This window comes from Coprococcus sp. RTP21428st1_C9_RTP21428_210409 (genome assembly GCF_040227395.1).
Taxonomy (GTDB): domain Bacteria; phylum Bacillota; class Clostridia; order Lachnospirales; family Lachnospiraceae; genus Coprococcus; species Coprococcus aceti.
Window position 1 is genome coordinate 1 of sequence record NZ_JBEHVV010000032.1, and the last position, 12,185, is coordinate 12,185.

The following is a 12,185-nucleotide window of genomic DNA, read 5'->3' on the forward strand; positions in this document are numbered from 1 at the left end:
GCCTCACTCCATGAGGAAGTTGAATCTGCTGAGTAGTCAACAGAAACCTTAAGTCTCTCATTTGCACTGTCATATGATATGTCAGGTGTGGCATTACCGGCCTTGTTGGCTGCATCGCCGTGCTTGTATGCATATCCGGCCTCTGTGCTCCACTTGTCATAATCCTCAGCCGATGAGAGATCTGAGATCACAGCAGGATCTCTCTGCTCAAGTCCGCCGCTGCTCTCCTTAACATCAAGTACCTTAACGTTGCTTATTGTGATCTTGCCAGCATATGCTGAGTTGGAATTGTACTGGAATACGATCTCCTGTACATTTCCCACCTCTGATACATCAAATGCAAATGATATATCGCACTTGCCATCGACAAAGTTCTCAGCCTTGATGAACGGATAGTCGCCTGACTTGGCGTAATCCCAGCTGTCGCCTGTCTTCATGGCACATGCAAGCTGGATCGCATTGTATGATCCGTCTGATGCCTCAGCGCCGTCAAGGCCTGATATATCGCCATCAAGTGAAACCGTAGCTGTGAGCTTTGCCTTTGCTCCAACTTTGACATTGTCTACTGTAGGAAGATCTGTATAGCTTTCTGTATCATTGCTGGCAAATGCCTTGTCTGTCCACTTTGCATCGCTCGCTGTGTCAAATACAAGGCTTGCATCTGCGAAGTTTCCAGCCTCTGTCTCAGTTGTAGTCGGCTTCTTGCCACTCTCTACCTTGTCAACTGCAACGCCGCCGATGAGAACCTTTCCTGTAAATGCTGAGTTTGCATTGTACTGGAATACGATCTCCTGAACATCGCCTGCTTCCACTTCGTTAAAGTTAAATTCCACGCTGCATTTGCCGTCTGTAAAGTTCTCAGCCTTAAGGAATGGATAATCGTCTGACTTCGCATACTTCCAACTATCTCCTGTCTTGATAGCGCATGCAAGCTGGATCGCATTGTATGTACCATCTGAAGCCTCTGCTCCGTCAAGGGCAGATAAATCTCCATCAATTGATACAACTGCTGTAAGCTTTACCTTCTCTCCAACTGTTGCACCTTCTATTCTTGCCATGTCAGCATATGTAGCAGAGTCATTGCTGGCATAAGTCTTATCCTTCCATGTCTTATCTGAAGTAGCATCAAATGCGAGAACTGCATCTGAACTGCTCCATACAGTATTATCTGTGATCGATGGTGCTGCCACACCTGTCACATTTCCTGTTGCTGATGATCCGCCGCCTGGCTCTTCTCCACCATCAGGCTCCTCTCCTGAATCATCACTCTGAACCTCCACATCAGATATTGCTATTGTTCCAGTATATGCAGAGTTGGAATTGTACTGGAATATTATCTCAGACACAGCTCCTGTATCCTCCACATCAAATGCAAATGATACCTGTGTCTTGCCATCTGTAAAATTTTCCGCTTTAAGGAATGGATAATCATCAGACTTGGTGTATGTCCATCCATCGCCAGTCTTGATTGCACAGGAAAGCTGGATCGCATTATACGTTCCGTCAGCAGCCTCCGCACCATCCAATCCTGAAAAATCTCCATTAAGTGTTACATTTGCCGTGAGCACAGCCTTTTTACCCACAGACACATCATCGATCCTGCCTAACTCTGGGTATGTACCTTCATCATTGCTGGCATAAATTTTATCTGTCCACTTGGCATCTGCGCCAGTGTCAAATACCAGTTTGTCTGTAGTGATGCTCCACGCCATTTCCGCAGACGGCTCTGCTGCATCAGCTGAGACTATTGCCCCTGCACTTCCCCAGAATGAGCCAACCATTGCAACTGCACATGTCACAGCAACAAGTCTTGTTCTAAATCTCACCATATTTCCTTACCCTTTCTTTTTTGTGATATTCCTCCACTTTACTCACCACGAACAGCCTAATTCGTGATTAATATTTATACATATACTTATATTAACTCATTTTTTAATTGTTGAACATGTCATTAATTACCGAATATTTAAGTTGTTTTTTATTGCTTTTGCACGCCATATTAGTCAATAATTTAAGTTATTTGCAATTAATATTAGTTTCTTGTTGCCGCACGGATTGTTATAGCTCGCAGAGCGGGCAATCAGTGGTTTAACACACGTTGTAATTAATACATAAAAAAGCCAGCTGGCATAATACCAACTGGCTTTATATTAGTTTATTCATTTTTCAAATATTGAAGTATCTAATCAAAATATCTGAATGCTTCCACACATGCCATTGATTCTTCCACTATATTATAAATATCTATGAAAAAATTCGTTGTGCCTAGAGATTAAACTTACCGGAATATAAACTATCAGGGTACGAATTGCATCTACTCATAACATGCACTGCATGAACTTGTATATGTACCAACCTCTTATAAGCACTGGTCTTGCGGTATGTGATATGACCTGATGCCCTTGAAACACCACTCATATCTTGTGTTTTGAACAATCACGATGGATCAAATCTGGTATCAAATACCTGCGTCCTGGCACTTCAATCATGCTATATACAGCATCTACATGTGGACTGATTCAAGATTTATCTTAAAGGCATCTCGTGTGGAAACAACTTCCCAGTTCTGAGTTACCATCATGATAAAAATGTTCTTCAATTGTCTCCAACGGAACCTCCTCCTTTCGTGAACTTGTACCACGGATCTCTGTTTCCTGCGCACCATGTGTAAAGCCTTGTCTGTGAGATTCTATCAATCTCTGTGAACACTTCGTACATGTTATGTGTCACGGGTGACAATCTATGGTGTGCCATCTGTATCTTTTCAAATGGCCGTTCTTTAATGTAACTTTATTATACATGATAAGGGCTAAATCGTCAACATATTTTTTGACAATTTATTAATTTTATTGTCATTGTTGTTGCGTTTTATCATCAAATTGTCTTTTATGTATATAATTGTGCGAATATTATACACATTTTATCTGTCCATCTTCTATCCTTACGATACGATCGGCCTGATCTGCTATATTTCCATCGTGAGTAACCATAATTATAGTCTGTCCATCTTCACTCTGCAGTTCTCTAAGCAGTCTCAGGACCTCTTTTCCTGATTGAGAGTCCAGATTTCCGGTAGGTTCATCACAAAGCAATACTTTTGGTTTGTGTATGAGCGCTCTGGCTATCGCAACCCTCTGCTGCTGTCCACCGGACAACTGTGACGGATAATGTGTCAGTCTCTCTGAAATTCCAAGTTTTTCAGTAAGCTTATCAAAGTACTCCTCATCTACCTTAACCTTATCTATCATCATTGGCAGGAATATATTTTCCTTTGCAGTCAGCTCTGGCACCAGATTGAAGAACTGGAATACGAAACCTATATTTTTTCTGCGGAATTTTGCAAGCTGTGCATCTGAATATCTGAGTATATCTTCATCATCATAGAATATCTCTCCTTCTGCTTTTGTGTCCAGTCCGCCCATCAGATGCAGCAATGTTGACTTTCCGCTGCCTGATGTTCCTATAATCGCTGTAAATTTTCCATACTCAAATTCCACGTTACAGTTGCGAAGTGCATGAACAGTATTTGTTCCTTCACCATACGTCTTATTTAAATCCTTTATCTGAATCATATGCATCGTCCCCCTTACTCTTTTTCAGCCAGATCATCAATTATCTCTTCCGATTTCTTCCTATGAATGACCAGCACCGTAATAATCGTCGAAATCACAACAAGGAATGTTCCTATCAATATCAATGCTCTTCCCACAGGGACAACAAATATCTCGCTGTCAAATAAAAATACATGCTGGAGTCTCGTTACCTCTTTTATAACATCTGCATCTACATTCCATAAATCTGTCTCCGGCCAGTTGAACATGTTTAGCGCCTGTTCGTACTTGTAGCGCAAAAGCCATCTCATACCATACACCATACCGGATCCGACAGCACATGATACCAGGGCATTTCTTATGTTATGCCATACAAACGTCATGTTCCATGAGCGCTTCTCCATTCCAAGTGCCCGCATGATCGCCACGTTCCGCCTGCCATTCTGGTAACGCATGGTGACAAGTCCCCAATATCCCCATGCCGCCATGATAAGAAGAATAAAGAACAGGCATATGGTACTCGCATACTGTGATATATATGCCTCACGATACTCCTTATCACACTCATCTATCGTCCGTATCCTGAGTTCCATTGAAGAGTCCAATATATCAGCAAACCTGGATACAACTTTATCAATATCTCCCCTGTTGCTTAGAGATATATATGTAACGTCATAACATGTCTTAAACATCCCAATACTGACTGCTGTGTCCTGTGAGGCCACTATTGCATATCCATACTGTGAAGCTCTGCCAAGACCTGCGTACAATACCGGATCGCTCTCCTTTGTGGTCTCTGGAATCACGATTATCGCATCCACGATTTCAACAGTCTCCTTGTATTCACCTTTTCCGTTCACAGTCATTGTATGCATTACATCGCCTATCTTATATGGCGACTCCGCAGTCATTCCGTCATATTCATATTCAACACACGCCACACCATTTTCATGGGTACCTATTGCCCCCTCTTTTACATATTTATCCAGCTTTCTCATTCCGTTATCATCCAGCCATATCGCCGGAACGTTGAAATAAAATCTGTCATCCGCACGATAGAATTCGTCTGCGTCTTCCGGAAACTGGACCTCAGCCTGCCACAATCCATCCGGAATGTTCTCGTCATTTCTATCATAAAATATATCATAGCCATCATTTGTGGAGAAACTCTCTATTGACTTTACTTCATTCATATCCGCAATGCTCTTGCGCCCATCCTCAGTAAGTCCTGTATCCGTAAGCAATACTCCACCAGTAATCCCTGACCCCTGATCATAGAGGCATATATCTACATCACTGGTTTCCATATCCAATTGTCCATATGTATAATATGTGTCTCTGTCCAGATCATCATTGTGAAAATATCCTTTCCCCTTGCCGTCCATAGAGCAGAATGCGTAGCACATAACCGCCGCAAACAGGATCAAGGCAACAGACAACATCTGCATTATATTTGCAAATGGAATACCGGAAACCACCGACTTGATTCTCCCGAATGATCTCACACGATCTCTTCTTATAAGCCTTCTTCTTGATTTTATATGAAGATATATATAAAAAAGTAAATATCCAAGGGTAAATGTACCTGTTGCACACACAACAGAGATTACAAACGGATTTTCCGTAATCTGCTGTACACACCACTCCACTGTATAACCGCGCAATTTAGGCAACCCCAGAAAACGACTTTGAATCTCAAGTATGACTTCATATACAGTGATTCCAACGACTCCGCCGCATACCACTCCAGAAACCAACAGGATTCCCCATTCCAATATATGTATCCAAGCCACTTTCATCCGGCTGGCTCCTATATCTCTCACGATATCCAGGGATTTCTGTCTCTCGCTCATAACAGTTATCATCACGCCAAACAGGGATATAGCCGACAAGATCACAGCAATGACACTGAAATATAGTATCCCCTGGACAGAGTCCGACAGATAACTTTCGCTGTTGAGCTTCTCGTTTCCAAGGGTAATGTTGCAGATATCTTCTGCAGCCGATCTGCTGCGGCCGGATCTTGGCCATATTCCAGTTTTGTCATAATAATCCTGCGCAAACTCTTCCATAGCGCTCTCCGACTGCTCTGTTATCTCGTCATCACCATACAGTGAGACAGCAGTATATACGAATGTATTCTCATCCAAATCACAGTCATCCCGCCACAGATATATAGTTGGCATCTGTACTTCCGAAAGGTCAGATCCCCAGTCTACTCTGTTCTCCTTAAGATCTCTTCTGCTGTCTGTACACAATACACCTGTGATAGTAAACGTAATCTGTCCCACATGTCTACCTGTTCTCAACAGATATGTATCATCCAAATCGTAACTGTCAAATGTTACTTCCTTTCCAACATACGAGTCAGGATCAACAGTAAAAAACATATCCTCCAACACATAATCGTACACTGCTGCCTCCCCGGTTTTTTCAGGGAATCTTCCCGACGAAAGCTTTACATACTCAAGCTCCTCTGCCGTATCGTCAATATATGTACCATATGTATACTGTGTTTTGTCATTTCCCAGCTTTCCACATATAGCCGTACGCCCGATCATGCTGACCCTTTTGTCTTGTGACATCTCCTCATATGCATCACTGCCAAGATTGCTATACAGGTAAAATGTCTTACTACTTCCCCGCAGCTTGTCATCATACTGCCGTCTACATTCTGTTCTCTCCATCAAAAGTGCAATCAACAGGAAAGCCGTTAATATCACTATCGAGGTAAGCATGCTCGCAAACTGCTTTTTATGATATCTCCAGTATTTTGTTATCAGAAATAAGTTTGTTTTCATATGTCCCCCCTATCTTAAATTATCCCCCATGTTGTCCCTGCTTTTATAATAAACTTATATACATATATTCCGCAATATATGGGAATCTTAAATCTTCTTCAAAAAAATAACAGGAGCCCTACATATGAGACTCCTGTTATTTGACATTTTATATTAGTGCCTGATATTTTACTGGTGATAATAACTCAGGAAATCAGCCAGCTTTGCGGTTGCCTCCTTGAGTATCTCCATATTTGGAAGATATACTATCCTGAAGTGATCCGGATCCTTCCAGTTAAATCCCGTTCCGCATGTGACGAGGATGTGCTTATCTCTCAGAAGATCAAGAGCGAACTGTTCATCATTTGTGATGTTGAACTTATCCTTGTCAAGTTTAGGGAATATGTAGAACGCTGCCTCCGGCTTAACCACACTTATTCCCGGTATATCACAGAGTGCTTTATAAATATACTCTCTCTGATCATAGATCCTGCCTCCAGGCAGGAGCAGCTCATCTGCGCTCTGATATCCGCCAAGACAGGTCTGAACTATACTTTGGGCAGGAACATTTGAGCAAAGTCTCATGGATGACAGGAGGTTAAGTCCCTCTATGTATCCCTTCACATTGCTCTTGTTTCCACACAGACACATCCAGCCAACTCTGTAACCTGCAACTCGGTGGGACTTGCTCAGTCCGTTAAAGCTTATGGTGAAAAGATCTGGTGCCAGAGATGCAAGAGCTACATGCTCCTTATCGTCCATGACAAGTCTGTCATATATCTCATCAGCAAAAAGGATAAGCTCATTCTCCCTTGCAACCTGAACTATCTGCTCAAGAACCTCCTTTGGATAGAGAGCTCCTGTAGGGTTGTTAGGGTTGATGACTACGATTCCTTTTGTTCTTGAGGTTATCTTCTTCTTGATATCTTCTATATCCGGATACCAGTTGGACTGCTCATCGCAGAGATAATGAACCGCTGTTCCTCCTGCCAGGTTGACAGATGCTGTCCACAATGGATAGTCTGGCATTGGGACAAGTATCTCATCACCAGAATCCAGCAGCCCCTGCATGGACATGGTAATAAGCTCGCTGACTCCATTTCCTGTGTATATGTCATCGATTCCTACATTTGGAATATTCTTCAGCTGGCAGTACTGCATGATTGCCTTTCTTGCAGAAAAAAGTCCCTTTGAATCTGAATATCCCTCAGTATCTCTGAGATTATATGCCATATCCCTGACCACCTCATCAGGCGCCATAAGTCCGTGCGGTGCAGGATTTCCTATGTTCAGCTTGAGGACATTTACCCCTTCAGCCACCATTCTGTTTGCCTCGTCCATAACAGGACCTCTTATGTCGTAACACACATTGTCAAGCTTTGATGATTTTTCGAATTTTCTCATGATACACACTCCTTTATATCTCTTGATCCCTTGTTGTCTGTGTTTGCTGATTGTTGGTTTTAACCTGCGTTTTCTTCGAGATTACTCCGCATCTGCCGATGCTCCCGAGCAAGCTCGTGCATCGCAGCAGCTTGTCACCCTGAAAACGCAAAAAGCCCTAAGCATACTTATAATATGCTTAGGGCGAACTTTCTTGTCCGTGTTACCACCTAAATTCAGGAACTTATTCCTGCTCTCAGCCGACAGCCATCACTATCGTTGTTCCTATAACGTGGAACCTTCCGTTGACCACTACCCGGAAATCTTTCGCGGTCACAGCTCGGGGACTGCTTCCTTAAGGTGTCCTATAGGCTCGCACCAAACGCCTACTCTCTGAAGTGACAGTGACTTAAGTACTCCTTCCTGTCTTTGCCTTTTTCTGATTTTTAGGATAGCATTCTGATGTCGTGTTGTCAAACAGTTTTTTTATTTCATAAATGCACACTCATCCTCGTTACAGAGTATTCCCTCTGGATTGTACATATTCATATGGAATACATGACCACTGTCAGGATTGTTCTGTCCATACGCTTTTGTGATATGTGCAATTCCAACTTTGTTCAGCACCTCATCCAACACTTTTGTATGTGATGACAGATCATCATTTACACTGTACATGAGATACGCCTCCGGGAAATCAGCATTTACATAATCAAGCTGATCCTTAAACAGCTTGTACTGTTCCTCAGTCACAGCATTTTTCAGATACCATGCGGATACATTGTCATTTCTCTCTGCCATATTGTATGCACCACAGTTAAGGCAGACCTTCTTAGGCAGTAGATCATATGTGAAGAAATCAAGCTTTTCCCTGTAATCACTGTTTGATGCTATGATGCAATAATTTGCCGTGAGCTGTGCCCCCGCCGAATCACCGACCATATAGAAGTTATCCATATCTATTCCAAGTATCTGGGAATTTTCGTGAATGTATCTCACCATATACGCCACATCCTCTATAGCAGCAGGATATTTGTTCTGCGGTGACAATCTATAGTTGAAGTTCACCACCACATACCCGTGCTCCGCAAGAAGACAGCAATAGTGGCTGTACAGTTCCTTATCACCATAGAACCAGCCTCCGCCATGCACGCTCACTATCACCGGATATTTTCTGTTTTCATCTGACATATATGATATAGGAACACAGATATCCATGTAGCTGTTGGATGTATAGCTTGCAGAATCCACGTCTGCGGCATCCCCAGAATCGGCAAATCTTACAACATTTCTCTCTAATCCTTCACATCTGCTCTTTGGAGTTTCATCAGCCTCATACGTTAAATCAACTGTGTCATTCAAGATCTCTTTGTTCTGTAACTGTACACTGTTATCACTGTCATTTGTATGCTGACCTTTGTTCCATATTTCAATCAGCTCATTGAAACGGACCTCATCAAGCTCCTTTTTGTAATCCAGATTCTTTATCTGTACAACATTTGCCGGATATTCAAGCCCTCTGTCTCTCGCCGCATCACTTGCTTTCCAGGCGTGGCGCATATTTACCCATGCCGGAAGATTCTTCTCCACCGCACCGCGGCTGAATATCTCTGCTACGTTCTTCATCATTCTTTCTCTGTCCATAATTTCCTCCATTATTTTAATCTCTGTGCTGTATCCTGAAATAGTCCAGGTACTTTTTAAACTTATCCTGCGCAGTAAGGCAGGTATCCCGCAGATATCCTCTTTCTCTATTCCATTCTGAAAGTCCTCTATAATAATACCATTTGAGATCTTCATCTATGATAAATGGAATTATATCATATTTCAGACACTCCTTGAACAATATCAGCCTGCCAACCCTGCCATTGCCATCTTGAAACGGATGAATACTTTCAAATTCATGGTGAAAATCCAGAATATCATCTAGTGTCTTTTCATTGAGCTTGCGGTATCTTGCAAGGAGATTTTTCATTTTCTCTGGAACTTCTTCCGGCAAAGCCGTATCATGACCGCCCACCTCATTCGGAACTTTCTTGTAATATCCCACCGCAAACCATTCTTTTCGTGAGTCCTGAGTTCCATTCTTGAGAATCAAATGCAATTCCTTTATCATTTTCTCACTTAATAAGTTCTTTGCATCATCGATCACCAGATCTATACACCTGAAATGATTGGTCGTCTCGACTATATCGTCAACATTTATCGCCTGATCACTCACGCCTATAGTATTTGTCTCATATATATACCGTGTCTGATCATGACTGAGCCTGCTGCCCTCTATATGATTGGAATTGTAAGTGAGATCCACCTGTATCTTATGATAAATGCCACCTTTAATTCCATTTTTTTTCTCTTCTCTCAGCACAGTCAGCAGATCCCGGTTCTCTTCTCCCGCAGATTGACGCATTGGTTTCTGCGCAGAATCCGGTATATTCCACGTCTTTCCCGTCAGAAAAGCCCCAGGAATCTTATCATGAGCGCAGTAATTTCTAACGGTTCGTTCTGACACATTCCATTTTTTTGCAGTCTCTGCAACTGAAATATAACCCATGAAAATCCCTCCTTTTACGCAATAGGCTTTTATCATCTGCACAGTGTTTTGTATATAGATAGTATATGCCGTTACCGGCAAAAAATCAACTTTTTCAAGATTTGAAACCGTTCATTTCTTGCCGATAGCGGCATATCTTACATTACTCATATATAGGTTCAAAGTCGTCTGCTCCGTGTCCACACAGAGGACATACATAATCTGCCGGAAGCTCACTTCCCTCATATACATAGTTACATATCTTGCAGCGCCATCCCACTATCTTCTTATCTGTCTTAGGAGGTTTGTCTGCCTTTGGCTTTACATGTGCCTGATAATCAGCATATGTGAGAGGCGCCTTGTCTGACAATGTCTTTGCGTCTACCACCTCCGCGATGAACAACGTGTGTGTTCCAAGGTCATGACGCTCAACCACCCTGCCACTGATGACCGCGCAGGCATACCAGCCCATGTATGGGATTCCGTTGATATCCTCCGGCATCTTTATTCCTTCGAATTTGTCCACATCTCTTCCCGACTGGAAACCGAAGTGCTTTATCGAGTCAAATGTACACTGCTCGTCAAGTACACTAAGGGCAAACACACCACTCTCCTTGAGCAGATCACATGTGTAATTCGTGTTGAGAACCGATATCGCAACCCGCGTTGGATTGTTCGCCACCTGTATACAGGTGTTGATGATGCAGCCATTTGCCTTGTCGCCCAGCTTTGTGGACAACATGAAAATCCCGTATGATAAACTGTAGATCGCCTTTTTATCCATGATAATAACCTCCTTGTCAATCATAATTAATCAGTTATATAGATTTATTCTCAATAAGATATTTCTATAATACCACATTATCATGCAAAAAGCTCCCCCTGTTTATCACAGGGAGAGCCTTTATTTAGTGAATAAATCTATCTCTCAACAGATATTATGTCATTTATTCCGTTGTCTGATTCCTGATAAAATACTTTTATTTTATCCCCGCTCTGTATAAATATCAGTTCCTCGTTCTCTGAGAAATCCTGCTTGTATACATTGCCATTTTCATCCGTGATATACACATATGTCGTCTCATCCATGTTGATATATTTGATATCAGCTACCGTGATCTGTCTGTTTGGTATATCGTCCGTCATGCTCTGCGTACTCTTAAGTCCGTTCTCTGCCAGCAGCTTGTTGTATGCCGCAAGTGCGTCCTTCTGGGTAGTGCCTGTAGCTACAATATTGTACTTCTCCACATCGACAAGCGCATACATCTTTACCAGGCCACCGTTGTCCTTTAAGACCATGATGTAGGTTGGTATTCCGCTGATATTGATGAGTGATGGGAAGGATGCCTTATAACCAAGATGCTGTACCTGCCCCTCTGCCGATGACATGGCTGAGTATTCCTCTGCACCTGCCACCTTATAATATTTGCTCTCTCCTGTCCGGAGATTCATCAGAGCAAATCCTATGTTGGACTCGTCACCATTTACCGATGTGACACCTGTATATACCCACACATCGCCGTCCATAACCTTGTAACCATAATCATCCGTAGTCCTCTTGCAGCCCTTATTGCCAAATACGCTGTTCCAGTAGCCGCCTGAGAGCTCGCCGTACCAGTCGTATTTCTGGCACACCAGGTCGCCATCATATACACGGTCCACCCAGTGTGGAACATCACTGACTTCATGGTACTCTGTATCGCCCGTACACGGATCGCATATAACCACGCCCTTTACATCCTTTGCACCGAAGAGTCCTGCATGCGACTCAAGAACCGGACAGATGTAATATGGATTGCCATCGTCATTGAGCTCCAGATAGAAACCTTCAAATATATATGTCGGATAAGCCATCTGGACATGTCTGTACAGGTTCTTGTTGAAATACGCTGAAGGTGAATACACTATAGGCTTTTCAGTCTGTATATAGTGTGCCTC

Annotated in this window: 6 protein-coding genes, 2 pseudogenes and 1 other annotated feature; all 8 genes and pseudogenes read right to left on the minus strand. The window is 42.6% G+C overall.

The features are described 5' to 3' along the window. A pseudogene (locus ABUA34_RS07845) lies at positions 1-1,829 on the minus strand (glycosyl hydrolase); the annotation flags it as partial. A 1,080-nt stretch (positions 1,830-2,909) separates the two neighbouring features. Continuing rightward, positions 2,910-3,578, minus strand: coding sequence for an ABC transporter ATP-binding protein (locus tag ABUA34_RS07850; protein WP_055222400.1), 669 nt, complete (start codon positions 3,576-3,578; stop codon positions 2,910-2,912). 8 nt (positions 3,579-3,586) lie between these two features. Further along, the gene (locus ABUA34_RS07855; protein WP_349823119.1) at positions 3,587-6,352 is read right to left on the minus strand and encodes an FtsX-like permease family protein; all 2,766 of its coding nucleotides are present in this window, start codon (positions 6,350-6,352) and stop codon (positions 3,587-3,589) included. A 168-nt stretch (positions 6,353-6,520) separates the two neighbouring features. Continuing rightward, complete coding sequence (locus tag ABUA34_RS07860) at positions 6,521-7,735, minus strand: aminotransferase class I/II-fold pyridoxal phosphate-dependent enzyme (protein WP_161171474.1); 1,215 nt, start codon at positions 7,733-7,735, stop codon at positions 6,521-6,523. Positions 7,736-7,911: 176 nt separating this feature from the next. Further along, positions 7,912-8,153: a binding site (T-box leader), on the minus strand. Positions 8,154-8,200: 47 nt separating this feature from the next. Beyond that, positions 8,201-9,358, minus strand: a complete 1,158-nt coding sequence (locus ABUA34_RS07865) for an alpha/beta hydrolase (protein WP_349823120.1) — start codon at positions 9,356-9,358, stop codon at positions 8,201-8,203. Between the two features lie 16 nt (positions 9,359-9,374). Beyond that, positions 9,375-10,268, minus strand: coding sequence for a Fic family protein (locus ABUA34_RS07870; RefSeq protein WP_349823121.1), 894 nt, complete (start codon positions 10,266-10,268; stop codon positions 9,375-9,377). Between the two features lie 142 nt (positions 10,269-10,410). Beyond that, positions 10,411-11,031: a flavin reductase gene (locus ABUA34_RS07875; RefSeq protein ID WP_022217425.1), complete on the minus strand. Its 621-nt coding sequence runs from the start codon at positions 11,029-11,031 to the stop codon at positions 10,411-10,413. 137 nt (positions 11,032-11,168) lie between these two features. Continuing rightward, positions 11,169-12,185: pseudogene (locus tag ABUA34_RS07880) on the minus strand (hypothetical protein); the annotation flags it as partial.